The sequence below is a fragment of the Pseudomonas sp. S3_G06 genome (genome assembly GCF_054667565.1).
Map to the genome: position 1 here is coordinate 4379047 of NZ_CP162738.1, position 25664 is coordinate 4404710.

23 protein-coding genes are annotated in these 25664 nt (G+C 61.8%); 16 read left to right on the top strand and 7 right to left on the bottom strand.

What is annotated here, in order from left to right; genetic code table 11:
- The first annotated feature begins 112 nt into the window (after window positions 1-112).
- From AB4N47_RS19665 to AB4N47_RS19700, 8 genes are all read left to right on the top strand, one after another.
- Complete coding sequence (locus tag AB4N47_RS19665) at window positions 113-1501, top strand: uracil-xanthine permease family protein (protein ID WP_341638555.1); 1389 nt, start codon at window positions 113-115, stop codon at window positions 1499-1501.
- An 88-nt stretch (window positions 1502-1589) separates the two neighbouring features.
- Window positions 1590-2240 (top strand): TetR/AcrR family transcriptional regulator, encoded by a 651-nt coding sequence (locus AB4N47_RS19670; RefSeq protein ID WP_341638554.1) that lies wholly within the window; start codon window positions 1590-1592, stop codon window positions 2238-2240.
- Between the two features lie 7 nt (window positions 2241-2247).
- Window positions 2248-2829 (top strand): IMPACT family protein, encoded by a 582-nt coding sequence (locus AB4N47_RS19675; RefSeq protein ID WP_341638553.1) that lies wholly within the window; start codon window positions 2248-2250, stop codon window positions 2827-2829.
- A gap of 610 nt (window positions 2830-3439) precedes the next feature.
- Entirely contained in the window at window positions 3440-4987 is a 1548-nt protein-coding gene (locus tag AB4N47_RS19680) for an ABC transporter ATP-binding protein (RefSeq protein WP_341638552.1), read from the top strand.
- A gap of 13 nt (window positions 4988-5000) precedes the next feature.
- A complete protein-coding gene (locus tag AB4N47_RS19685) occupies window positions 5001-6107 on the top strand; it encodes an ABC transporter permease subunit (RefSeq protein ID WP_122699960.1) in 1107 nt (368 codons plus the stop codon).
- Window positions 6107-7033, top strand: a complete 927-nt coding sequence (locus tag AB4N47_RS19690; RefSeq protein WP_341638551.1) for an ABC transporter permease — start codon at window positions 6107-6109, stop codon at window positions 7031-7033. The genes AB4N47_RS19685 and AB4N47_RS19690 overlap by 1 nt, the downstream gene beginning before the upstream one ends.
- Before the next feature lie 211 nt (window positions 7034-7244).
- The gene (locus AB4N47_RS19695; protein WP_016771812.1) at window positions 7245-7931 is read left to right on the top strand and encodes an SDR family oxidoreductase; all 687 of its coding nucleotides are present in this window, start codon (window positions 7245-7247) and stop codon (window positions 7929-7931) included.
- A 246-nt stretch (window positions 7932-8177) separates the two neighbouring features.
- On the top strand, window positions 8178-9536 hold the full coding sequence (locus tag AB4N47_RS19700; RefSeq protein WP_186569822.1) for an 8-oxoguanine deaminase: 1359 nt from the start codon (window positions 8178-8180) through the stop codon (window positions 9534-9536).
- Window positions 9537-9660: 124 nt separating this feature from the next.
- Here AB4N47_RS19700 and AB4N47_RS19705 read toward each other — a convergent pair whose 3' ends face one another.
- The gene (locus AB4N47_RS19705; protein ID WP_341638550.1) at window positions 9661-10752 is read right to left on the bottom strand and encodes a calcium:cation antiporter; all 1092 of its coding nucleotides are present in this window, start codon (window positions 10750-10752) and stop codon (window positions 9661-9663) included.
- Window positions 10753-11038: 286 nt separating this feature from the next.
- Between AB4N47_RS19705 and AB4N47_RS19710 the strand changes: the two genes are divergently transcribed.
- From AB4N47_RS19710 to AB4N47_RS19720, 3 genes are all read left to right on the top strand, one after another.
- Window positions 11039-12112 (top strand): BMP family ABC transporter substrate-binding protein, encoded by a 1074-nt coding sequence (locus AB4N47_RS19710; RefSeq protein WP_016771815.1) that lies wholly within the window; start codon window positions 11039-11041, stop codon window positions 12110-12112.
- Window positions 12113-12257: 145 nt separating this feature from the next.
- Window positions 12258-13223 (top strand): 2-oxoglutarate and iron-dependent oxygenase domain-containing protein, encoded by a 966-nt coding sequence (locus AB4N47_RS19715; RefSeq protein ID WP_341638549.1) that lies wholly within the window; start codon window positions 12258-12260, stop codon window positions 13221-13223.
- A gap of 80 nt (window positions 13224-13303) precedes the next feature.
- Window positions 13304-14257, top strand: coding sequence for an adenosine deaminase (locus AB4N47_RS19720; RefSeq protein ID WP_460154317.1), 954 nt, complete (start codon window positions 13304-13306; stop codon window positions 14255-14257).
- 126 nt (window positions 14258-14383) lie between these two features.
- Here the strand turns inward: AB4N47_RS19720 and AB4N47_RS19725 are convergent, their stop codons facing one another.
- The 3 genes from AB4N47_RS19725 to AB4N47_RS19735 all read right to left on the bottom strand — a co-directional run bounded on the left by AB4N47_RS19725 (window position 14384) and on the right by AB4N47_RS19735 (window position 17875).
- A complete protein-coding gene (locus tag AB4N47_RS19725; RefSeq protein ID WP_341638548.1) occupies window positions 14384-15766 on the bottom strand; it encodes an MFS transporter in 1383 nt (460 codons plus the stop codon).
- 127 nt (window positions 15767-15893) lie between these two features.
- Window positions 15894-16628, bottom strand: coding sequence for an ArsR/SmtB family transcription factor (locus AB4N47_RS19730; protein WP_341638547.1), 735 nt, complete (start codon window positions 16626-16628; stop codon window positions 15894-15896).
- Window positions 16629-16945: 317 nt separating this feature from the next.
- Window positions 16946-17875, bottom strand: coding sequence for a LysR family transcriptional regulator (locus tag AB4N47_RS19735; RefSeq protein ID WP_016771820.1), 930 nt, complete (start codon window positions 17873-17875; stop codon window positions 16946-16948).
- A gap of 136 nt (window positions 17876-18011) precedes the next feature.
- Here AB4N47_RS19735 and AB4N47_RS19740 point away from each other — a divergent pair, with 136 nt between their 5' ends.
- Both AB4N47_RS19740 and AB4N47_RS19745 read left to right on the top strand, forming a co-directional pair.
- Window positions 18012-19025, top strand: a complete 1014-nt coding sequence (locus AB4N47_RS19740; RefSeq protein ID WP_341638546.1) for a zinc-binding alcohol dehydrogenase family protein — start codon at window positions 18012-18014, stop codon at window positions 19023-19025.
- A gap of 152 nt (window positions 19026-19177) precedes the next feature.
- On the top strand, window positions 19178-19351 hold the full coding sequence (locus AB4N47_RS19745) for a hypothetical protein (protein ID WP_016771823.1): 174 nt from the start codon (window positions 19178-19180) through the stop codon (window positions 19349-19351).
- A 17-nt stretch (window positions 19352-19368) separates the two neighbouring features.
- On the opposite strand, the gene AB4N47_RS19750 is transcribed toward AB4N47_RS19745, so the two are convergent.
- Window positions 19369-20565: a multidrug effflux MFS transporter gene (locus tag AB4N47_RS19750; protein ID WP_341638545.1), complete on the bottom strand. Its 1197-nt coding sequence runs from the start codon at window positions 20563-20565 to the stop codon at window positions 19369-19371.
- A gap of 87 nt (window positions 20566-20652) precedes the next feature.
- Entirely contained in the window at window positions 20653-20850 is a 198-nt protein-coding gene (locus AB4N47_RS19755) for a heavy-metal-associated domain-containing protein (protein WP_341638544.1), read from the bottom strand.
- Window positions 20851-20998: 148 nt separating this feature from the next.
- On the opposite strand from AB4N47_RS19755, the gene AB4N47_RS19760 reads away from it, so the two are divergent.
- The 3 genes from AB4N47_RS19760 (at window position 20999) to cueR (ending at window position 24394) form a co-directional block, all read left to right on the top strand.
- Window positions 20999-21382, top strand: coding sequence for a hypothetical protein (locus tag AB4N47_RS19760; protein WP_341638543.1), 384 nt, complete (start codon window positions 20999-21001; stop codon window positions 21380-21382).
- Window positions 21383-21590: 208 nt separating this feature from the next.
- Complete coding sequence (cueA, locus tag AB4N47_RS19765; protein ID WP_341638542.1) at window positions 21591-23984, top strand: copper resistance metal-translocating P1-type ATPase CueA; 2394 nt, start codon at window positions 21591-21593, stop codon at window positions 23982-23984.
- A complete protein-coding gene (cueR, locus tag AB4N47_RS19770; RefSeq protein ID WP_122748096.1) occupies window positions 23981-24394 on the top strand; it encodes a Cu(I)-responsive transcriptional regulator in 414 nt (137 codons plus the stop codon). The genes cueA and cueR overlap by 4 nt, the downstream gene beginning before the upstream one ends.
- Here cueR and AB4N47_RS19775 read toward each other — a convergent pair.
- Window positions 24348-25556 (bottom strand): MFS transporter, encoded by a 1209-nt coding sequence (locus tag AB4N47_RS19775; RefSeq protein ID WP_341638541.1) that lies wholly within the window; start codon window positions 25554-25556, stop codon window positions 24348-24350. The two genes, cueR and AB4N47_RS19775, sit on opposite strands and share 47 nt — an antisense overlap.
- Window positions 25557-25664 lie beyond the last annotated feature (108 nt).

Consider the following 25664-nt stretch of genomic DNA (forward strand, 5'->3'; position numbering starts at 1 on the left):
AGCGCGCAGAGCCCAGCCCGGCTGGGCCTCATCGACAGAATCGAGGAATAACCTGAGCAAGTGGACAGGTTTTTGCAGAGAAGGGATAACTCTCCTTCAAGAAGCCAAAGCCATGCAGCCAGATTCCGACTCGTCCAGTGAACTGATCTACGGCCTCAACGACCGCCCCAAACCACTCGCCGCCATTCTCGCCGCGCTGCAACACGTGCTCGCCAGTTTCGTCGGCATCATCACCCCGCCACTGGTGATCGGTTCCGCGCTCGGGCTGACCGCGCATCTACCGTACCTGATCAGCATGGCGCTGATGGTCTCGGGCGTCGGCACCTTTATCCAGGCGCGGCGACCGTTCGGCATTGGCGCGGGGATGATCTGTCTGCAAGGCACCAGTTTCGCGTTTCTCGGTGCGGTGCTGTCGGCCGGGTTTCTGGTCAAGCAGCGCGGCGGCAGCCCGGAAGATATTCTGGCGATGATTTTCGGCGTGTGCTTTTTCGGCGCAATCGTGCAGATCGTGCTCAGCCGCTTCATCGGTCAGTTGCGCCGAGTGGTGACACCGCTGGTGACCGGCATCGTCATCACGCTGATCGGCATCAGCCTGATCAAGGTCGGCATCACCGATCTGGGTGGCGGCTTCAACGCGCCGGACTTCGGCACGCCGGGCAATCTGGCCTTGGGCGTGTTTGTGCTGCTGACGATCATTCTGCTCAACCGCTCGAATACGCCGTGGGTGCGACTGTCGGCGATCATCATCGGACTGGTGCTCGGCAGCCTCGCGGCGTGGTTCAGCGGGAAACTGGTCCCGCAGCCGTTGCCTGACTTGCCACTGGTGAGTTTTCCTACGCCGTTCAAGTTCGGATTCAACTTCGACTGGACGGCTTTCCTGCCGGTCGCGCTGATTTACCTGATCAGCACCATCGAAACCGTCGGCGACCTCACCGCCAATTGCATGCTTGCCCGCCAACCGATCAGCGGCCCTTCTTATATAAGCCGCTTGCGCGGTGGCGTGCTCGGTGATGGTGTCAGTTGCATGATCGCGGCGACTTTCAGCGCTTTCCCCAACACAACGTTCGCGCAGAACAACGGCGTGATCCAATTGACCGGCGTTGCCAGCCGCTACGTCGGCCTGTACATCGGCGCGATCCTGTTCTGCCTCGGCCTGTTCCCGATGATCGGTGCGGTGCTGCAACAAATCCCGAAACCGGTGCTGGGCGGTGCAACGCTGGTGATGTTCGGCGCTGTGGCGGCGGCGGGCGTGCGCATTCTCGCGCAGTCGCCGCTGGACCGGCGCAGCATGTTGATCATCGCCACTTCGTTCGGCGTCGGCCTCGGCATCGCCGCGCAACCGAACCTGCTGCACCTGCTGCCGAAACTGGTGCAGAACCTGTTCGACTCGGCGATCACCAGCGGCGGGCTGACGGCAATCATCCTGTGTCTGTTGTTGCCGGAAGGCAAAACCGCTGAGGCAAAAAGCCCCGCGTCATTGAACAAGATCGAACAGGCGTAACTGTTTTTCCGCGCAAGGACTTGTCGGATGCCTGTGGGTGCGCTATCAACGCAACTGGTTGCACCCACAGACAATCCCGGAAGTGCCTATGACCTTTGAAGTCCCAGCCCACGGCGGCAAACCCGCCAGCCGCATTCGTCAGAAGAACGAAGAGACCATTCTCAAAGCCGCCGAAGACGAGTTCGCCCGTCACGGGTTCAAAGGCACCAGCATGAACACCATCGCGCAGAATGCCGGGCTGCCCAAGGCCAACCTGCATTACTACTTCACCAACAAGCTCGGTTTGTATGTGGCGGTGCTGAGCAACATCATCGAGTTGTGGGACAGCACCTTCAACACCCTCACTGCCGAGGATGACCCGGCCGAAGCACTGACCCGCTACATCCGCGCGAAGATGGAATTCTCCCGGCGCCAGCCACAGGCTTCGCGAATCTTCGCCATGGAAGTGATCAGCGGCGGCGAATGCCTGAGCGAATATTTCAATCAGGACTACCGCGCCTGGTTCACCGGGCGCGCGGCGGTGTTTCAGGCGTGGATCGATGCGGGCAAAATGGACCCGGTCGATCCGGTGCACCTGATTTTCCTGCTGTGGGGCAGCACTCAGCATTACGCCGACTTCGCCACGCAGATCTGCCGCGTCACCGGGCGCAACAAGTTGACCAAGCAGGACATGGAAGACGCCGGCAACAACCTGATCCGCATCATTCTCAAAGGCTGCGGCCTCACTCCTTCTCTATAAGACGTTTATGCCTTTCACCCTCAGCGGTTTTTGCGAGTACCGCGAAGAGATTCGCAAAAGCCGTTTCATCACTCTGGCGACGCCGATCAGCAGCCCCGCCGATGCGCAGGCGTTTTTCGAGCAGCACAGCGATTTGAATGCCACGCACAATTGCTGGGCGTGGAAACTCGGCGCGCAATACCGCAGCACTGACGATGGCGAACCCGGCGGCACGGCCGGACGCCCTATTCTGGCGGCGATCGAAGCGCAGGACTGCGATCAGGTCGCGGTGCTGGTGATTCGCTGGTACGGCGGCATTCAACTGGGCACCGGCGGTTTGGCCCGGGCCTATGGCGGTGGCGCCAACAAGTGCCTGCAAGCGGCGCAGAAAGTCGAGCTGATCAGCCGCGTGCCGCTGACTTGCGCTTGCGGATTTGCCGAGTTGGCACTGGTGAAGTTGCGCGTGGCCGATCTCGGTGGATTGGTGGTGGAGGAAAACTTCACGGCCAATGGGGTGGAGTTGAAGTTGGCGGTGGGGCAAGCACAGATCGACGTGTTGCAGGGTCAGTTGGCGGATCTGAGCCGGGGGCGGATTTTGTTGCAGCGTTGAGAGTGGAAGATCAAAAGATCAAAAGATCGCAGCCTTCGGCAGCTCCTACAGGGGATCGCATTCCGATTGTAGGAGCTGCGGAACGCTGCGATCTTTTTCAGGGCATTCCCCAATTGGCGACTTGCCCACACCTGCTGTGCACCCGACTGTGGATAACCTGAGCACACACCGCTGTAACCCTTCTGTCATGCGGCTTTGCGCGATTTGTTCAATTTTCGTTCAATTGACCCGACGAAAGGGAAATCCAGCGTAAAAACAAACAGTTACCTTCGTTTATGACCATTAGAACAAAGCATCGCAGTGCTTATGCCCACCCTCGGCGCTTGCGCACAATTACTGTGGAGCAACCTGTGGATAAGCCGTTCATGACCGCCGCAGCCGCTGGATCTGTCTGGCTCCCAGGCAGTTGCTCGTTTTTTAACCAACTGCAAGCGGGCAAAACTGGAGCCTGTTCAATGGCTTTGCGCTGAATTGGTGCTCGAGAGAAAGACAAAATGCCCGCCGATGCGCTGCTGTCGGCACTTGCGGACTGGCTCCGCAAGCGTTCCTGACTCAATGGCCAGGAAATTGCTTTATCCACAGGCACAACTCCAAGTCAGTCGAGCCTGTCATGTCCATCGCCCCTTCCCCGCCGCGCCTGCAACTGCGCCAGATCAGCAAACGCTACCCCGGTTGTCTGGCCAACGACGCCATCGACCTGAGCATCGCGCCGGGTGAGATCCATGCCCTGCTCGGTGAAAACGGCGCGGGCAAAAGTACGTTGATGAAGATCATTTACGGGGTCACCCAGTGCGACAGCGGTGAAATGCTCTGGGAGGGGCAGCGCGTGCAGATGCGCAACCCGGCGCAGGCGCGGCAGTTGGGCGTTGGCATGGTGTTCCAGCATTTCTCGCTGTTCGAAACCCTCAGCGTCGCGCAGAACATTGCCCTGGCGATGGGCGCGGCGGCCGGCACGCCGAAGCAACTGGAGCCGAAGATTCGCGAAGTCTCGCGGCGTTACGGCATGGCGCTGGAGCCGGAGCGACTTGTCCACAGCCTGTCGATCGGCGAGCGCCAGCGGGTGGAAATCATCCGTTGCCTGATGCAGGACATCCGCCTGCTGATTCTCGACGAGCCGACCTCAGTACTGACGCCGCAAGAGGCGGACGAATTGTTCATCACCCTGCGGCGCCTCGCCGATGAGGGCTGCAGCATTCTGTTTATCAGCCACAAGCTCGGTGAAGTGCGCGCCTTGTGCCATAGCGCCACGGTGCTGCGCGGCGGCCGGGTTGCCGGGCATTGCGAGCCCGCCGAATGTTCGGACCAGCAACTGGCGCAAATGATGGTCGGTGAAGCGGCGGCTTTGATTGGCGAGTATCCGAAGGTCAGCGGTGGCGCGGCGTTTCTGCAGGTGCAGGGTTTGAGCTGGCACAACCCGGATCCGTTCGGTTGCTCGTTGACCGACATCGACCTGCAAGTGCGCAGCGGCGAAATCGTCGGCATCGCCGGGGTCGCGGGCAATGGTCAGGATGAGCTGCTCGCCCTGCTCAGCGGCGAGCAGCCCTTGCCTCGTGCGCAAGCGGCGACCCTGCGCTTCGCAGATAGAAACGTCGCTGACCTGCGCCCGGATGCGCGGCGCAAACTCGGTCTGGCCTTCGTGCCGGCCGAACGCCTCGGCCACGGCGCGGTGCCGGAGTTGAGTCTGGCCGATAACGCCCTGCTCAGTGCTTTCCAGCACGGACTGGTCAGCCACGGGTTGATTCAACGCGGCAAAGTCGAAGCGCTCGCGCAGCAGATCATCCAGCGTTTCGGCGTGAAGACCCCGGACACGCAAACGGCTGCGCGCAGCCTGTCCGGCGGCAACTTGCAGAAATTCATCCTCGGCCGGGAAATTCTTCAGCAACCGAAACTGCTGATCGCCGCGCACCCGACCTGGGGCGTCGACGTTGGCGCCGCCGCCACCATCCATCGCGCCTTGATCGCCCTGCGCGATGCCGGCGCGGCGATTCTGGTGATTTCCGAAGACCTCGATGAGCTGTTCCAGATCAGCGATCGCCTCGGCGCGCTGTGCGGCGGGCGTCTGTCGGCACTGCAAGACACCAGCGCTACACAACTGAGCGATGTCGGCGCGTGGATGGCCGGCCAGTTCGATCACTCACCTCGCGCCGCCTCGGTTTAACGGAGTTCCAACCATGCTGCTTTCTCTCGAACCCCGTGGCCAGCAATCGCGCCTGATGCTGTGGTGCTCGCCGTTATTGGCGGCGGCCCTGACCCTCGGCTGCGGCTCGCTGTTGTTCATCGCGCTGGGCCACGACCCACTGCAAACCTTGCACACACTGCTGATCGCACCGGTCAGCGATTTGTATGGCGTGTCTGAATTGCTGGTCAAGGCGCTGCCGATTCTGCTCTGCGCACTGGGCCTGGCCGTGGCCTATCAGGCGCGGATCTGGAACATCGGCGCCGAAGGCCAGCTGCTTCTCGGCGCACTGGCCGGCAGTGCTCTGGCGGTGAACATTATTGGTATGCAAAGTCGCTGGGCGCTGGTGCTGATTCTGCTGACGGGGACGCTGGCGGGCGCCGCATGGGCCGGGCTCACCGCATGGCTGCGCACGCGCTTCAATGCCAACGAAATCCTCACCAGCATCATGCTCAACTACATCGCGCTGAACCTGCTGCTGTTCTGCGTGCACGGGCCGTTGAAGGATCCGGCGGGCTTCAATTTTCCCGAGTCGGCGATGTTCGGCGACGCCAGTCGTTTGCCGCTGCTGCTGGAGGACGGCCGCGTGCATGCCGGCGTGTATTTCGCCCTGCTCGCGCTGGTTGCGGTGTGGGTGTTGTTGCAGAAAAGCTTTATCGGCTTCCAGATCAAAGTGCTCGGGCTGGACAAACGTGCGGCAGGTTTTGTCGGCTTTCGCGAGAAGCGCCTGATCTGGCTGGCGCTGTTGATCAGCGGTGGTCTGGCCGGGCTCGCCGGGGTCTGCGAAGTGACCGGGCCGATCGGCCAACTGGTGCCCCAAGTGTCGCCGGGCTATGGCTACGCAGCGATCACCGTGGCGTTCCTCGGACGGTTGAATCCGCTTGGCATTCTGTTCTCCAGTCTGCTCATGGCGCTGCTGTACATCGGCGGCGAGAGCGCGCAGATGTCGCTCAATCTGCCGCAAGCGATCACCCAATTGTTCCAGGGCATGATGCTGTTTTTCCTGCTCGCCTGTGACGTGCTGATTCTCTATCGGCCACGCCTGAAACTGCGCTGGACCCGGCGCGCCTCGACCCCTGCCGTAACCGCCGGAGCGCTGTGATGGATATCGATCTGTTGAGCAATATTTTCTACGCGATGGTCCGCTGCGGCACGCCGCTGTTGCTGGTGGCTTTGGGTGAGTTGATCTGCGAGAAAAGCGGCGTCCTCAACCTCGGCCAGGAAGGCATGATGCTGTTCGGTGCGGTGATCGGTTTTATCGTCGCGCTGAACAGCGGCAACCTGTGGCTGGGTGTGCTGTTGGCGATGTCGGCCGGGATGTTGTTGTCGTCACTGTTTGCCCTGGTCGCGCTGGTGTTCAACGCCAATCAGGTGGCGACCGGGCTGGCCCTGACGATCTTTGGTGTCGGGCTTTCGACGGTTGTCGGCGCGGCATGGGTGGGTAAGCCGCTGGCGGGTTTCGAGCCTCTGGCGATTCCGTATCTGAGTGAGATCCCGCTGATCGGGCGGATGCTGTTTGCCCAGGATCTGCTGGTGTATCTGTCGTTCGCCCTGTTTGCGCTGGTGGCGTGGGTGATCATCAAAAGTCGTGTCGGCCTGATCATTCAAGCGGTCGGTGAAAACCCGGATGCGGCCAGCGCCATGGGCTTGCCGGTGCTGACCGTACGCACCTTGGCGGTGTTGTTCGGCGGAGCAATGGCCGGGCTGGCCGGGGCCTATCTATCGTTGGCCTACACACCGATGTGGGCAGAGAACATGACCGCCGGGCGCGGCTGGATCGCTCTAGCGCTGGTGGTGTTTGCCAGTTGGCGGGTGTGGCGGTTGTTGCTTGGGGCGTATCTGTTCGGCCTCGCCAGCATCCTGCACTTGGTGGCACAGGGATTGGGACTGGCGATTCCTTCGAGCCTGCTGGCGATGCTGCCGTATGTGGCGACGATTTTGGTGCTGGTGCTGCTGTCCCGCGATGCCGTGCGCACTCGGTTGTATGCGCCGGTTTCGCTGGGGCAGCCGTGGCAGGCGGGACATTAGTTGATGTCAGAGCGGGCCTGCTCGCGAAGGCGTCCGCACCGGCAACACCTGGAGCACGCCTCATGATTGTTTCTGATCAAACACCCTCGAGAAACTCGAGAGGCCTGGAGTATGCTCCGGGGTCAAAGCCTGTTTTCGCCAAGCGCTGCAACTGTGGCGCGGTCAGGCGTGTCCATTGAATCCTGAATGCTGACTTTCAAGGAAACCCATCATGTCTCAGGCAAAAAACGCACTGATCATCGGCGCCTCCCGGGGCTTGGGCCTCGGTCTGGTGAAGACCCTGCTGGGCGATGGCTGGCAAGTGACCGCGACGGTGCGCAATCCGCAGAAGGCCGAGGCGCTGCAAGCGCTGGGTGACGTGCGCATCGAGAAGCTCGACATGGACGATCAGCAAGCGGTTATCGCTCTGAGCCAGAAACTCAAGGGCGAAACCTTCGATCTGTTGTTCGTCAACGCCGGGGTCAAAGGCCCGGACGTGCAGACGCCGGGCGGCGCGACCCTGGCCGAGGTCGGGCAACTGTTTTTCACCAACGCGGTGGCGCCGATCAATCTGGCCCAGCGTTTCGTCGGGCAGATTCGCGACGGCAGCGGCGTGCTGGCGTTCATGAGTTCGGTACTCGGCAGCGTGACCATGCCCGACGCGCCGGAACTGGCGCTGTACAAGGCGAGCAAGGCGGCGCTGAATTCGATGACCAACAGTTTTGTCACGCAACTGGGCGAGCAGAAACTGACCGTACTTTCGCTGCACCCGGGCTGGGTGAAGACCGACATGGGCGGCGAAGGCGCCGATCTCGACGTCGAGACCAGCACTCGCGGGCTGATTGACCAGGTCAATGCATTCACCGGCAAGGGCGGGCATCACTTCGTCAATTACAAGGGTGAAACCATTCCCTGGTAAGTCTACGAATCTCCTGTGTAGGAGCTGCCGAAGGCTGCGATCTTTTGATTTTCAAGATCAAGATCAAAAGATCGCAGCCTTCGGCAGCTCCTACACGGGACCGTGGTGTCCGGTCGGGTTGGGCTTGCCCGATGGGGCGATTTGTTTGAAACTGCGCGCCTCGTCCTTCGCGGCGACCCTGGATCAGCAGACAGGGCAACACTGAGCTGGCAACCCTGAACCCAACTTTCAGAGGAGCCGGCCACAATGCCTGCGACCCGTACCTGGTTAAAAAATCCCCTCGCCATTTTCACCTCCAACGAGCTTGATGCCCGTGGCGGTCTAGTCGTGCAAGACGGTGTGATCGTCGAAGTGCTCGCTGCCGGTCAGCAGCCGTCGGCGCCGTGCAATGAAGTGTTCGATGCCCGCGAGCATGTGATCCTGCCGGGCCTGATCAACACTCACCATCACTTCTATCAAACCCTGACCCGCGCCTGGGCGCCGGTGGTCAATCAGCCGCTGTTTCCGTGGCTGAAAACCCTGTACCCGGTATGGGCGCGGCTGACCCCGGAAAAACTCGCCCTCGCCACCAAAGTGGCGCTGGCCGAATTGCTGCTCTCAGGTTGCACCACAGCTGCCGACCATCACTATCTGTTCCCGGACGGTCTGGAAAACGCCATCGACGTGCAGGTCGAAACGGTGCGTGAACTGGGCATGCGCGCCATGCTCACGCGCGGCTCGATGAGCCTTGGCGAGAAGGACGGCGGCCTGCCTCCACAACAAACGGTGCAGGAAGGTCAGGTGATTCTTGATGACAGCCAGCGGCTGATTCACGAGTATCACGAGCGTGGCGATGGTGCACAGATCCAGATCGCTCTGGCGCCATGTTCGCCATTTTCGGTGACCCCGGAAATCATGTCGGCCAGCGCTGATCTGGCGAACAAACTCGATGTGCGTCTGCACACCCACCTCGCTGAAACCCTTGATGAAGAAGACTTCTGCCTGCAACGTTTCGGTCTGCGCACCGTCGATTATCTGGACAGCGTCGGCTGGCTCGGCCCGCGTACCTGGCTGGCCCACGGCATCCATTTCAACCCCGACGAAATCGCCCGCCTCGGCCAGGCCGGTACCGGCATCTGCCACTGCCCAAGCTCGAACATGCGCCTGGCGTCCGGCATCTGCCCGAGCATCGAGCTGACCGACGCCGGCGCGCTGTTCGGCCTTGGCGTCGACGGTTCGGCGTCCAACGATGCCTCGAACATGATCCTCGAAGCGCGTCAGGCCCTGTACATCCAGCGCCTGCGCTACGGCGCCGAAAAGATCACCCCGGAGCGCGTGCTGGGCTGGGCGACCAAGGGTTCGGCGAGCCTGCTCGGCCGCACTGACATCGGCGAAATCGCCGTGGGCAAACAGGCGGATCTCGCGTTGTTCAAGCTCGATGAACTGCGCTTCTCCGGTAGCCATGATCCGATTTCGGCGCTGTTGTTGTGCGGCGCGGATCGGGCGGATCGAGTGATGATTGGCGGCAAGTGGCGTGTGGTTGGTGGTCAGGTTGAAGGGTTGGATCTGAAAGGTTTGATCGCCGATCACAGTCAAGCCGCTCGCCAACTGATCGCCGGGACCTGACTCACCGCCGTTGAAAACTGTGGGAGCGAGCCTGCTCGCGAAGAAGGAGTGTCAGACAACATGTTTGTTGGATGACACACCGTTTTCGCGAGCAGGCTCGCTCCCACATGGGTATCTGTCAGCCCTAAAGGCCCAGTAGCGACAGCATGATGAACGTGGCAAACAGTACAAAGTGCGTCATCCCCTCAATGGCGTTGGTCTCGCCGTCATTGAGGTTGATCGCGCTGACGATCAGGGTGATGAAGATCATCACCGTTTGCACTGGGGTCATCGCCATTTGAAACGGCTGGCCGGTGTACAGCGCCATCGCTTCCATCACCGGTACGGTCAGAATCACCGTCGACAGTGACGCGCCCATCGCAATGTTGACCACCGACTGCATGCGATTGGCCAGTGCCGCACGCAGTGCAGTCAGAATCTCCGGAGCGGCGGAAATCGCTGCCACCAGAATCGCCGTGATCACCGGCGGCGCGCCCGTGCCTTCCAGGCCCAGATCGAGAGTCTTGGACATCACCTCGGCCAGTGCGCCGATGATCACCACCCCCGACACCAGAATGCCGATCGACAGCGCCAGGCTGACCGACTTCGGCTCCTGCTCGACCGGCTCCTTCTTGCGACGTTTGTCCGGGTAGCTGTAGCTGAAAAAGTAACTGTGCGGGCCGACCTGCATGCGCAGGAACAGCGCGTAAAGCACCATCATCGCGCCAATGGTGAACGCCGAATACATCTTCCAGTTGGCCTCGGGAATGAACTCCGGGACCACCATCGACACGCCCATCGCAGTGAGGATCATGACGCTGTAGCTGCGCGCCGAATCGTCGTTGTAGGACTGCTCGCCGTGTTTGATCCCGCCCATCAGTGCGGCGAGGCCGAGGATGCCGTTGATGTCGAGCATGACCGCTGAATAAATCGTGTCGCGCACCAGTGTTGCCGAGGCTTCGTTGCTCATCATGATCGCCAGGATCACCACTTCGACCAGCACCGCCGAGAGCGTGAGGATCATCGTGCCGTAGGGATCGCCGACCTTTTCCGCGAGCAGTTCGGCGTGATGAGCGACGCGCATCGAGGCGGCGACAATAAAGGCGATCAGCAGCAGACCGCCGCCCAGCGCGACGATCTGGCCGCTGTGCAGCAGCCAATGTTCCAGTGGATAAGCGACGCACGCGGCAAGGACTGCCAGCAGCAGGAAGCTTTCTTGTTTGAGGATCGAGAGCATGACGGGCCTTTTGCCGAAAAGAGCTGATGAAGCTACTGACTGCCGCGCGCCGCTAACGTTTCGTTACATCTTTGCGCACCACGCGATGGCAGCTGGATTCAGGCATGCACTTTTATTGGCCTTGCCGGCCTCTTCGCGAGCAGGCTCGCTCCCACATTGAAATGCGTCCCTGTGGGAGCGAGCCTGCTCGCGAAGGCCGCGCCGCGTTTTCAAATGTGTTTGTTGTCCTGTTGGTCAGCAATTTGCATTGGCCCTGAGCACACACAACAAAATGGAGTTCGGGTTCATGCCAATACGTCCGCTGCACAAACTGCTGTACGCCGCCATCGGTCTGGGAATCAGCCTGAGCGCCAGCGCTGCCGATCCGCTGAAGGTCGGTTTCGTCTACATCGGCCCGATCGGTGACCACGGCTGGACGTATCAGCACGAACAGGGGCGCAAGGCCCTGGCGGAAAAACTCGGCACGCAGATCACCACCAACTACGTGGAAAACGTCGCCGAGGGCGCCGACGCCGAGCGGGTGATCCGCAACATGGCCAAGGACAAATATGACCTGATCTTCACCACGTCTTTCGGCTACATGAACCCGACAGTGAAAGTCGCCAAGCAATTCCCCAAGGTCACTTTCGAACACGCCACAGGCTACAAGCAGGACAAGAACCTCGGCACTTACCTGGCGCGCACTTACGAGGGCCGTTACGTCGGCGGTTTCCTCGCGGCGAAGATGACCAAGACCAAGAAGATCGGCTATGTCGCCTCGTTCCCGATTCCGGAAGTGATCCGCGACATCAATGCCATCCAGTTGGCCCTGAACAAGTACAACCCTGGCACCGAAATCAAAGTGGTGTGGGTCAACTCCTGGTTCGATCCGGGCAAGGAAGCCGACGCCGCCAACGCGCTGATCGATCAAGGCGTCGACGTGGTGTTCCAGCACACCGACAGCCCGGCGCCGATCCAGGCTGCCGAACGGCGCGGCGTGTATGCCGTAGGCTACGCCTCGGACATGGCCCACTTCGGCCCGAAAGCGGTGCTGACCTCGATCGTCAACGACTGGGCGCCACACTACATTCAGGCGACGCAGAGCGTGATCGATCACACCTGGAAATCCCAGGATTACTGGGGCGGGTTGAAGGAAGGCACAGTGGAACTGCCGATCAGCGATCTGGTGCCGGCGCCGGTGAAAGCCGAAGCCGAGCAATTGATCGCCGACATCAAGAGCGGCGCATTGCAGCCGTTTACCGGGCCGATCAAGGATCAGGCCGGTGTGGAAAAAATCCCCGCGGGCGTGAGCGCGACCAATGCGGAACTGGCTTCGATGAATTACTACGTTGAGGGCATGAAGGCCGAGATGCCGAAGTAGTCCCCCGATTCACCACACAGAACCCTGTGGGAGCGAGCCTGCTCGCGAAAGCGGTGTGTCATTAAACAAAAATGTTGTCTGACACTCCCTCTTCGCGAGCAGGCTCGCTCCCACATTGGAAACACAGCGTATTCAAGGATTGTGTATGGATCAGCTTCCGATCATTGATATCAGCCCGCTCTATGGCGACGACGAAAATGCCTGGCCTGCGGTGGCCGGGCAGATCGACCAAGCCTGTTGCGAATGGGGCTTTTTCTACATCAAGGGCCATCCGATCTCGGCGCAGCGCATCGACGATCTGCTCGATCACGCCCAGCGCTTCTTTGCATTGCCCGCCACAGAAAAACTGAAGATCGACATTACTCAGACCCGCCACCATCGCGGCTACGGCGCGATTGCCACCGAGCAACTGGACCCGGACAAACCCAGCGATCTCAAAGAAACCTTCGACATGGGCCTGCACCTGCCGAACGAGCATCCCGAGGTGCTCGCGGAAAAACCCTTGCGCGGCCCCAATCGGCACCCGGCGCAACCCGGCTGGGAAGCTCTTATGGAGCAGCATTACCTCGACATGCAGGCGCTGGCGCAAACACTGTTGCGGGCGATGACCATTGCGCTGGGCATCGAGCGCGACTTCTTCGATTCGCGCTTTGTCGACCCGGTCAGCGTGTTGCGCATGATCCATTATCCGCCGCGTCACACCGCCAGCTCCGCCGAGCAACAAGGTGCCGGCGCCCATACCGATTACGGCTGCATCACCCTGCTCTATCAGGACAGCGCCGGCGGTTTGCAGGTGAAGAACATCAATGGTGAATGGATCGACGCGCCACCGATTGACGGCACGTTCGTGGTCAACCTCGGCGACATGATGGCGCGCTGGAGCAACGACCGTTATCGCTCGACGCCGCACCGGGTGATCAGCCCGCTGGGCGTGGATCGCTATTCGATGCCGTTCTTCGCCGAACCGCACCCGGACACGCGCATCGAATGCCTGCCCGGTTGCCAGGACGCACAGCATCCGGCGAAATATCCGACCACCACCTGCGCCGAATTCCTGCTGTCGCGCTTCGCCGATACCTATGCCTATCGTCGCGAGCAAGAGGCGGTTTGATCGATCACCTGGTCAGGTTTTGCCAATTGTTGCGGCCAGCCTCTGTAGAATGCCGGCATTGCACCTGATGAGAAAAGACTATGTACGACTGGCTCAACGCCCTGCCCAAAGCCGAACTGCACCTGCATCTGGAAGGTTCGCTGGAGCCTGAACTGCTGTTCGCCCTGGCCGAACGCAACAAGATCGCCCTGCCGTGGAGCGACGTCGAAACCCTGCGCAAGGCTTACGCCTTCAACAATCTGCAGGAATTTCTCGATCTGTATTACCAGGGCGCCGACGTGCTGCGCACCTCGCAGGACTTCTACGACCTGACCTGGGCCTACCTGCTGCGCTGCAAAGCACAGAACGTGATTCATACCGAACCGTTTTTCGATCCGCAGACCCACACCGACCGGGGCATCCCGTTCGAAGTGGTGGTCAACGGCATCGCCGCCGCGCTCAAGGATGGCGAGACGCAACTGGGTATCAGCAGCGGTTTGATCCTCAGCTTCCTGCGCCACCTCAGCGAAGACGAAGCGCAGAAAACCCTCGATCAGGCGCTGCCGTTCCGTGATGCGTTTGTCGCGGTCGGGCTCGACAGTTCCGAGATGGGCCACCCGCCGAGCAAATTCAAACGCGTCTTCGATCGCGCCCGCGACGAAGGCTTCCTCACCGTCGCCCACGCTGGTGAAGAAGGCCCGCCGGAGTACATCTGGGAAGCCATCGACCTGCTGAAAATCCAGCGCATCGACCATGGCGTGCGCGCCATCGAAGACGAGCGCCTGATGCAGCGGATCATCGACGAGCAGATTCCGCTGACCGTATGCCCGCTGTCGAACACCAAGCTCTGCGTGTTCGATCACATGTCGCAGCACAACATCCTCGACATGCTCGAGCGCGGCGTGAAGGTCACGGTGAACTCAGATGACCCGGCGTATTTCGGCGGGTACGTGACCGAGAACTTCCATGCGCTGCACGAGCATCTGGGCATGACCCAGGATCAGGCCAAGCGCCTGGCGCAGAACAGCCTGGATGCGCGGTTGGTAAAACCGTAAGCAACTGCAAAATCACATCAATACCTGTGGGAGCGGGCTTGCCCGCGATAGCGGATTGTCAGTCAACATAGATGTTGAATTTGCTGGCCCCATCGCGGGCAAGCCCGCTCCCACAGGGTACTGCGTTTATTTGAATGGCTGCGCTTCGGTCAGCTCTTCCAGGGTCTTGCCCCGCGTCTCCATCCCGAACAGCCACACCACTCCCGCCGCAATCGCAAAGCACGCCGCGCCCAGCGCGAACACCCCGCCCTGCCCGGTAATCGGGAACACCAGCCCGGTCACCAGTGGCCCGAGCAGCGAGCCGACGCGGCCGATCGCCGAGGCGAATCCCGAGCCGGTTGCCCGTGCCGAAGTCGGGTACAGCTCCGGCGTGTAGGTGTAGAGCACCGCCCACATGCCGAACAGGAAAAACTGCATCAACAATCCGGTGCCGATCAGCAGCGCCACGTTGCCGCCGAATACCGCGCTCTGCCCATACAGAAACGCCATCACCCCGCCGCCGAGCAGGGTGACGATGCACACCGGTTTGCGCCCCCAACGCTCGACCAGCCACGCCGCCATGAGGAAGCCGGGAATCCCGCCGAGCGAGATCAGCACGGTGTAATACACTGATTGCGTCACGGCGAAACCTGACTGCTGCAGCAATGCGCTGAGCCAGGAAGTCAGCCCGTAGAAACCCAGCAATGCGAAGAACCACAGACTCCAGATCATTGTCGTGCGCTGGCGATATTGCGGCGACCAGATCTGCTTGAGTGCCGAGAAGAAATTGCCCGGTGGCGTCACCGTGCGAGGCAAACGAACCGGTTCCGGTAACGCCGCACCGCTCAGCGAAGCACGCACCCGCGCTTCAATGCCGTTCAACACCTTGTCCGCGTCGGCGTCGCGCCCGGCCTGTTCCAGCCAGCGCGGCGACTCAGGGATGAAAAAGCGGATTGCCAGGACAAACACCGCAGGCACCGCCAGTACCAGGAAGATATCGCGCCAGCCAATCAGCGGCAGCAGGAAGTACGAGAGCACGCCCGCCGCGACAAAACCCAGCGGCCAGAAGCCGTCCATCAGGGCGATGTAGCGCCCGCGTCGTTGCGCCGGAATCAATTCCGACAGCATCGACTGTGCGATGGGAAACTCCATGCCCATGCCGATTCCGAGCAGGATGCGAAACAGCGTCAGCGTCTCCACCGTCTGCGCCGTCGAACACAGGTAACTGGCCACGCCCCACAACACGATGCTCCACTGAAACACCGGTTTGCGCCCGAAGCGGTCGGCGAGCATTCCCGACAGCGACGCCCCGAGCACCATGCCGAAGAAGCTCGAGCTGGCCAGCAGCCCTGCCTGTGCACTGCTCAGGCCGAACTCGGCTTTGATCGAGCCGAGCAGGAAAGTCATCATCGCCAGATCCATGGAGTCGAAGAAAAACGCCAAGGCAATGATGATGAAAATGACGCGGTGATAGCCGCTGAGCGGCAGCCGTTCCAGGCGTTCAGCCGCACTAAAGCGTTGTGTATTCATGTTGTGCTCCCCCATCCGGAAAATCCCCGGATCGAGTGTGCGCGATGGTCATACAGAGGTCGTACTGGATGCGACCTGTTCACAGCCGTGGACGACGTCAGCCTTCAGCTCATCGCCGAGCAACGCTCTAGAACGCTGTTACCAGCTCGGTTTCCTTGGCAAAGCGATGGATTTCGCGCTGGCCCGTCGCGGTCAACTGCAAGGCGCGGGAATCGTTGGGCAAGGTCAGCCAGCCGGACTGCATGAACAACTGCAACAGCGCCGCGCCCAGTGAACCGCCCATGTGCGGACGGCGCTCGCTCCAGTCCGGGCAGGCGCAGGCGACCTGCACGTTGCGGTGGGCCAGGGCCTGGATGAACACTCCGCGCTGCGCCAGTCGGGTGGAGCCCTTGTGCGTCACCACTACCCGCTGCTCAAGCTGCTCGATCCAGCCGGCATCGAGCAGGCGCTGATACAGGTCGGCCGCCAGGGTACCGCCCAGATGATCGTCGCAGAACCGCGCGCGCAACAGCGAAGACGGCGCCGCCTGTGGCCTGACCATGGGAGTCGTGCGTTTCAGCGCATCAGGGATTTGCCGTGGCGCGCTGGCAATGGTGGCGCTGGCCAGTGCTTCGATCGCCGCGCCGACTTCCGGGGCCGCCAGGCGAAAGAAGCGTTTGCGCCCGCGCATTTCGATGTTCAACAGCCCCCCTGCGGACAGGCGTCCCAGATGCGCACTGGCCGACGACGGCGAGAGCCCGGCCAGCAGCGCCAGCTCTTCGGCTTGCCGCGCCGAGCCATCCATCAACGCCCACATCATCGCGCTGCGCTTGGGGTCGGCCAGCAATGTCGCGATCTGGCTGATGCACGGTGCATGTTCCATATGTTCACTCCCTGTTGAATCGTATCGTCTACCGCTCGGAGACATCCTGGCCGGTTATGGGGCATCGGCCAACACGCGAAAATCGCCCGGGATCGGTGGCAAGGGATGCCACCGACACCAGCTGCTCCGGCACACAACCTGGCAGCAGAAGTAGCAACCGTCACCAAAAGCCGGCAACGCGTTACGGGGTCTGCGCGCCGGGTGTCAGTGCAGGCATGAGGCGGGCGCTAGTATAAGCGGGTTAAGCCAGACGTCCTGCGCCTGGGCCTGGGCAGGTGGCGATTGTTCCTGACAGAAATTTCTCTAATTGCCTGCGACTAATGATCAACTTTGAGGAAACCGGGAAATTGACTACTCAATTCGGCGCATCGGCTGGCGAGCATCTCCCTCAGCAGGTTCACCGGCTTACTCAATTGTGCGCGATGGGCGCACAACAGATTCAGCGGTGCGCGCTCACACAGCAGTTCCGGCATCAGCACTTTGAGGCGTCCGGCGAGCACATCGGCGCCGACGTCGAGCCAGGATTTGTAGGCAATACCGGCACCGGCCAACGCCCATAGCCGCACGACGTCAGCGTCATCGCTGAAGCGGTCGCCACTCACGGTCAGGCCGACTTCACGCTTGCCATCGTGAAAACTCCAGTGGTCATGAACGCGGCTGCCGAGCATGTACAAAAGGCAGTTGTGCTGGGCCAGTTGTTCGAGCTGACGCGGCTCGCCATGCCGGGCCAGATAGTCGGGGGACGCGCACAACACCCGGCGATTGTGTGGCGCGATGGGCAAGGCGATCAGGCTGGAATCTTCCGGCTCGCCATAGCGCAGGGCGATGTCCACCGGTTGCCGAAACAGGTCGGCGATGCGGTCGCCAAGCAGCAGGCGCACCGTCAGTTTCGGGTGCTCACGTTGGAATGCGTCGAGCCACGGCAGCAGCAGATTGCGCCCGAAATCCGAGGGTGCTGACAGTTGCAGAATTCCGCTGACCTGGTCCTGTCCGCTGGCGAGCAGTCGACGGCCTTCGTCGAGATTGCTCAGGGCGGCGCGGGCATATTCGAGGAAGCCTTCGCCCTCCGCGGTCAGGCGCAGGCTGCGGGTCGACCGCGCCAGCAGCCGCGCACCGAGTTGCTGCTCGATGCGCTTCAACGCCGCGCTGGCCACAGCGGCCGACATGTCCATCACCCGCGCCGCCGCTGAGAGACTGCCCAGATCCGCCGCGCGAACAAACAACTGCAAGTCATCAAAACGCAGCATGCACCGCCTCGATTATCAAAAAAATATTGAAAGAGCCTGCTCTTTTAGCCGGTTTTATCGCGCAGAGAAATAGCCAATGATGACCTCTATCGAATTCAGCCGTTTTCCTTCTTCTATCAACTGTACGGAGCCATCCATGAAAGCCATCGCCTATTACGCGTCCCTTCCGATCAGCGACGCCAAGTCCCTGCAAGACATTGAACTGCCAGAACCGGTCGCTGGCCCGCGCGACCTGCTGGTGGAGGTCAAAGCCATTTCGGTCAACCCGGTCGACACCAAGGTGCGGCAGAACGCGGCGCCGGAAAACGGCGCGGCGAAAGTGCTGGGCTGGGACGTTGCCGGTGTGGTCAAGGCGGTCGGCAGCGACGTCACCCTGTTCAAGGCCGGTGACAAGGTGTTCTACGCCGGTTCGATTGCCCGGGCCGGTGGCAACAGCGAGTTGCACGTGGTCGATGAGCGCATCGTCGGTCACATGCCCAAGTCCCTCGGTTTTGCCGAAGCCGCTGCGCTGCCGCTGACCGCGATCACTGCGTGGGAATTGCTTTTCGAGCGCCTGCAAATCAGCGAGGGCAGCAACGATGAAGGCCAGAGCCTGCTGATCGTTGGTGCGGCGGGCGGCGTGGGCTCGATCCTCACTCAATTGGCCAAGCAATTGACCGGCCTGAAAGTCATCGGCACTGCCTCCCGTGCGCAAACCCGTGACTGGGTCAGCGCACTCGGTGCCGATCTGGTCATCGATCACAGCCAGCCGCTGAGCGAAGAATTGAAACGCGCCGGCATTGCCAGCGTGACCCACGTCGCCAGCCTGACCCAGACCGACCAGCATCTGGCGCAACTGGTCGAAGCCCTCGCGCCGCAAGGCAAGCTGGCGCTGATCGACGATCCGAAGTCCCTCGACATCAGCCTGCTCAAGCGCAAGAGCCTGTCGCTGCACTGGGAGTTCATGTACACCCGCTCGCTGTTCGAAACGCCGGACATGATCGAACAGCACAAGCTGCTCAACCGCGTCGCTGAGCTGATTGACGCCGGCACTCTGAAGACCACCCTGGGCGAGCACTTCGGCGCGATCAACGCGGCCAACTTGCGCCGTGCCCATGAGCTGCTGGAAAGCGGCAAGGCCAAGGGGAAAATTGTTTTAGAAGGTTTCTAAAAAAATAAAGCCTCGCAAACGCTCGTGATGCCAGAGCGGTTGCGGGGCTTTTTGCCGTCAGTCGGTTGCTTGACCCTTGTCACAATTGCGCGGGTATCGGGGTCTACAATCGAAGCCTCTGCGATACATCTTTTACGCAAGGGAGGTCAGCAATGAAGATCCTGATAAAAGAAGTGGCAAAGTCTCAATGGCAGGTGCGTCTGGACCAGCACGTCGTGACCTTTCGCAGTGAAGCCGAGGCTCTGGCCTTCACTCGCACCCTCGAAGCGCGACTCTGCGCGCCCCACCGGATTCCCGAACCCAGCCAGCAGCGCGCCGCCGGCTGAGCTCCAAAGTCGAGCGTTCAGACCTGGGCTTGCGCCAGCGCCCGGGCATTCTGCAAGCGCCGGGTGAGCAGCGCGACGCTCACCACCAGCAAACCGCAAAGGCTGATGACCATGGCCATCGGCACGGCGCTGCCATCGTGCAACACCCCCACCAACGCGGCGGCACCGGCGGCGATGCTGAATTGCAGGCAACCGAGCATTGCCGATGCACTGCCGGCACGGGCGCCCTGACCGTTCATCGCGCAGGCCGAGGCGTTGGGAATGATGCAGCCGAGGCTGGCAATGCAGATGAACAGCGGAATCAGCAACGGCCACAAGGCCTCTGGACGCATCGCGCTCACCGCCAGCAACGTCAGCCCGGCGAGGAAGTACACCCACACCGCGCGCACCAGCAAAAACGCCGGACCACGCTTGACCAGCAAACGAGCATTGACCTGCGCCACCAGAATGAAGCCCGCCGCATTGGTGCCGAACAGCCAGCCAAAATGCTCGGCGGGTACACCGTAGAGCTTGATGAACACAAACGGTGAACCGGCGATGTAGGCGAACATGCCGGCGATGGCGATGCCACCGGTCAGGGCATGGCCGAGGTAGACCGAATCCTTGACCAGTCGCGCGTACTGGCGCAACGCACCGGACAACGGCTGGCGCGGCACGTGGGCCGGCATGCTTTCCGGCAGCCCCAACGCCACCGCCAGACCCGCCGCCGCACTGAACCCGGTGAGGACCAGAAAGATCGACTGCCAACCCGTGGTATTGACCAGCAGCCCACCGAGCATCGGCGCCAGAATCGGCGCCAGGCCCATCACCAGCATCAATTGGGAAAACACCTTCGCCGAGCCCACCGCGTCGCACTTGTCGGCAACCACCGCGCGGGAAATCACCATGCCCGCACAGCCACCGAGTGCCTGGACGAAACGCGCGCCGATCAGCCATTCCAGGCTCGGCGCGTAGGCGCAGGCCAATGACGCCAGGGTGAACAGAGCAACGCCGCTGAGCAGCGGAAGTCGCCGGCCGAAACGATCGGAAATCGGCCCGTAAGCCAGTTGGCCCAGAGACAGACCAAGGAAGTACGCCGCCAGCGTCAGCTGGACATGCTGCTCATCGGTGCCGAAGGCCAGCGCCATGGCCGGGAAGGCAGGTAAATAGAAGTCGATCGCCAAAGGACCGAAGGCGCTCAAGGCGCCGAGTATCAAAATCGTGCGGAAATTCATCAGGCATCCAGGTGGGCAAGTCGCAGCCCGACAGTCTAGCCGCGCCCGGACGCCTTGAACATTCCGATAGCTCGCTAACGATCAATTTCAGACGAGCTTCACCTCATAACCCTCTTCGCGGATCGCTGCGATGACCTGATCGGCACTTAGCGCGCTTTCGACGCCGACTTCCTTGGCTGCCAGATCGACGCGCACGCTGGCCGCCGGATCCATGGCTTGCACCGCTTGAGTAATGGCTTTGACGCAATGACCGCAGGACATGCCTTGAACATTGAACACTTGCATGGGAAGACTCCTTTGAGTGAGGTTGTCGGCAGTCTCAGGCTTGCCACGATGGCAAGGTCAAGTTCTGCGAAAAACTGCCGGGCTGGCAATCGGCGCCGCGCTCGGCCAAGCTGCGTGCATCAATGACTCGAATTCAGGAGATTCAGCCATGCGCTGGTCAGCTTTGGGCCTGTTTGGCTTGCTCAGCCTTTTCGCCGCCGTCCCGCAGGTGCAAGCCGCCGGCGAGGATTACGCGGTACTGATCATTTCCCGCGAGCGCCTCGAAGTGGCGACCTCGTGCGAGATCGGCGTGTATATCCAGGACCAACTCTCGGCACGCCTGTTCCAGGAGCAGAGCGCTTCGTTCAACCTGCCGCCGGGCAAGGTTTCGCTGCGCCTGAAACTGCTGCCGGGCCAGGCACCGGGTTGCAACCCCGGCATGCTCGCACCGGGTTCGCAGGAAGTCGTGCTGCGTGCCGGGGATGTGCTGAAGTTCCGCCTGGCGATGAATGCCGAAGGCGTGTACCTGAAGCGGGCTGGCCTGGGTTACTGAGCCAATCGCCGATCCGTTGCCGATCGTTCCCACGCTCTGCGTGGGAATGCAGCCATGGACGCTCTGCGTCCCGAAGCGTGACGCGGAGCGTCACAGGAGGCATTCCCACGCGGAGCGTGGGAACGATCAACATCTTGCGGAATGGTGCTTGACCTTGCCCGCATGGCAAGGTTGATCCTGTAGACATCCACTACAGGGAGCGCGACCGATGTCCGAATCCACCACTTTCGACCTGCCGATTGCCGGCATGACCTGCGCCAGTTGCGCCGGGCGTGTCGAGCGGGCGCTGCGCAAGGTCAGCGGCGCCAGTGCCGTCAGCGTCAACCTCGCCACCGAACAGGCCCGGGTGCAGGCGCCCGGCGACAGCCTGCCGGCGCTGATGCAAGCCGTGGAGCGCGCCGGTTACAGCGTGCCCCGGCAAACCGTCGAATTGAGCATCGACGGCATGACTTGCGCGTCCTGCGTCGGTCGCGTCGAACGCGCCCTGAGCAAAGTCCCAGGCGTGAGCAGCGTCAGCGTCAATCTGGCCAACGAACGTGCGCACCTCGAATTGCTCGGCCAGGTCGATACGCAAACCCTGCTCGACGCGGTGAGCAAGGCCGGTTACTCGGCCAGCGTCTGGCAAGCTGAACGGCCACAGTCCGATGACCAGCAAAAACGCCTGCACCGTGAGCGGTGGGCATTGATCTGTGCGATCGCCCTCGCTCTGCCGCTGGTGCTGCCGATGTTACTGCAGCCGTTCGGCATTCACTGGATGCTCCCGGCCTGGGCGCAATTCGCCCTCGCCACTCCCGTGCAATTCATCTTCGGCGCACGCTTTTATGTGGCGGCGTGGAAAGCCGTGCGCGCCGGTGCCGGCAACATGGACCTGCTCGTCGCCCTCGGCACCAGCGCCGGTTATGGCCTGAGTGTCTATGAATGGGCCAGCGCCGCCGGACGCATGCCGCATCTGTATTTCGAGGCCTCGGCGGTGGTCATCGCTTTGGTATTGCTCGGCAAATATCTCGAAAGCCGCGCCAAACGTCAGACCGCCAGCGCCATTCGCGCCCTCGAAGCGTTGCGGCCGGAGCGCGCGATTCAAGTCATCGACGGGCGTGAGCAGGACGTTGCGATCAGCGCCCTGCGCCTCGACGATCTGGTGCTGGTCAAACCCGGCGAACGCTTCCCGGTGGATGGCGATGTCGTCGAAGGCCAGAGCCACGCCGACGAAGCGCTGATCAGCGGCGAAAGCCTGCCAGTGCCGAAACAACCGGGCGACAAGGTCACCGGCGGCGCGATCAATGGCGAAGGTCGTTTGCTGGTGCGCACCCAGGCGCTCGGCGCGGAATCCGTGCTGGCGCGGATCATTCGTCTGGTCGAAGACGCGCAAGCAGCGAAAGCGCCGATCCAGAAACTGGTGGACAAGGTCAGCCAGACTTTCGTGCCGACCGTATTGCTGATCGCCCTGGCCACGCTGATCGGCTGGTGGCTTCACGGCGCCCCGCTGGAAACGGCGGTGATCAATGCCGTCGCCGTGCTGGTGATCGCCTGCCCGTGCGCCCTCGGCCTCGCCACTCCGACGGCGATCATGGCCGGCACCGGCGTCGCCGCGCGTCATGGAATTCTGATCAAGGACGCCGAAGCGCTGGAGCGCGCCCATGAAGTCAGCAGCGTGGTGTTCGACAAGACCGGCACGCTGACCTCGGGCACGCCGCGAATCGCGCACTTCAGCGCGGTCGATGGTGACGAAAATAATCTGCTGACCTTGGCCGGTGCGTTGCAGCGCGGCAGCGAGCATCCTTTGGCCAAAGCGGTGCTGGATGCAGCCGCTGAACGCGGCTTGAACGTGCCCGATGTCAGCGACAGCCAGTCGCTGACCGGACGCGGCATCGCCGGCACGCTGGATGGCCGGCGCCTGGCGCTGGGCAATCGGCGGATGCTCGACGAAAGCGGGTTGGGTACCAGCGATCTGAGCGCATCCGCCGAGGCTTGGGAAAGTGAAGGCCGCACATTGTCGTGGTTGATTGAGCAAAGTCCCGAGCCGAAGGTACTGGGTCTGTTCGCCTTCGGTGACACGCTGAAACCCGGCGCTCTGCAAGCGGTGCAACAACTTGCCGCGCGGGATATCCAGAGCCACCTGCTGACCGGCGACAATCGCGGCAGCGCACGGGTGGTGGCCGAGGCTCTGGGCATCCAAAATGTCGACGCCGAAGTGCTGCCTGCCGACAAGGCCGCGACCGTCGCCGAGCTGAAGAAAACCGGCGTAGTCGCCATGGTCGGCGATGGCATCAACGACGCCCCGGCCCTCGCCGCCGCCGACATCGGCATCGCCATGGGCGGCGGCACCGACGTCGCCATGCACGCGGCCGGCATCACCTTGATGCGCGGCGATCCGCGACTGGTGCCGGCAGCGCTGGAGATCAGCCGCAAAACGTACGCGAAGATTCGCCAGAACCTGTTCTGGGCTTTTGTCTACAACCTGATCGGCATTCCGCTGGCGGTGTTCGGCTTCCTTAATCCGGTGCTGGCCGGCGCGGCGATGGCACTGTCGAGCGTCAGCGTGGTGAGCAATGCGCTACTGTTGAAAACCTGGAAACCCAAGGACCTGGAGGAACACCGATGAACATCGGCCAAGCAGCCCGGCAGAGTGGCCTGAGCGCAAAGATGATTCGTTATTACGAGTCGATCGGCCTGCTCAAAGCGGCCAATCGCACCGAAAGCGGCTACCGCGTGTACGGCAGCGATGACCTGCACACGCTGGCGTTTATCAAGCGCTCGCGGGATCTGGGCTTTTCTCTGGAGGAGGTCGGCAAGCTGCTGACCCTCTGGCAGGATCGCCAGCGTGCCAGCGCTGATGTGAAAGCACTGGCGCGCCAGCACATCGACGAGCTGAACCAGAAGATCCGCGAGCTCGGCGAGTTGCGCGACACCCTGCAGGATCTGGTCGAGCATTGCAGCGGCGACCATCGCCCGGACTGCCCGATCCTCAAGGAACTGGCGTCGGGCTGCTGCGCGCAACCCGCCCGCGCCTGATCCGCAACAGCGTCACCACGCCCAAGGTGCCGAGGGGAATGCCGTGGAACAGCATGACCACGGCCCCCGGCGTCCACCACGCGTAGAACGGCGCGGCAACCAGCATGCCGATGCCGAAACCGCTCATCTGCAGCAAGGTCAGCACACTGAAAATCGGCAGGCGCAACGCCGCAGGTTCCCGTTGCAAACGGGACATCAGGCTGACTTCGGAAACCCCGTCGCCAAGCCCGGCCGGCAAGGCGAACAGCAGCAGACTGTAGAGGCCGTGCTGCTGGAACATCAGAATGAAACCGCAGGACATCAGCGCCACGCCGCAGAAAAATCGTCTTTCAAGGTGGCTGTTCTCCGAGCCCTTGAGGTGACTGGCGATGCGCGCGCCGAGCAGTTTGCCGCTGGCCCATACCGCAAGCGCCAGGCCCAAGGTCGTACTCGCCGCCTCGGGCGTGAGCAGTTTCGAAATGATAGGGAACCCGACGTTGTGCGCGGCACTGCCCAAGGTGTCGGCCATGGTCACCGCGAGCATTGCCGCAACCACTGGCGTCGAACGCAGGCCTTGCCGCAGGGCAAACCATTCACCGCGCTCCGGCTGTTCGCTGACGTGCGTTTTTTCGAAACGCAGCGGCACGATCAGCAGCGCCGCGAGCACATAGGTCAGCGCGTTGAGGGCGAAGACCGTTTCGAAACCCAAAGCAGCCACCAGCAACCCCGACACCAGACTGCCGCCGACCATGGCGGCTGAAGAGGCTGAAGTGATCCAGGCATTGGCCTTGAGCAATTGCGCCGGCGCGATCAAACGCGGCACCTGGCTGTTGAGGCCGATGGCGAACATCGAATTGCCCAGGCCGAGGCCGAAGGCAATGAACGGCAACAGCCATGCCTGCTGACTCGCCGGAGTGATCAACAGTAGCCCCAGCAGTGCAGCGCGCAACAGATCGAAAGCAATCAGCGGCGCGCGGCCCTGCCAGCGCCGGTAGAAGCGCGTGCCGATCAGGCTGGCGAAGATTCCTCCACCGACGCGGCTGGCAAGGAAGATGCCGACGCTCATGGCGCTGTTGCTCAGCAAATAAACGTAAGTGGCGAGCGCGACCATGTTGAGGAAGGCGCCTAAATCGGAGATCAGCCGGGCGGTTACGATCAGGTGGATGTTGCGTGGGGTACTCACATACGATCCTTGTAGGAGCTGCCGAAGGCTGCGATCTTTTGATCTTGTCCTTGAAGCAAAGGCAAAAGATCGCAGCCTTCGGCAGCTCCTACAAGGGCATGCTCGCGT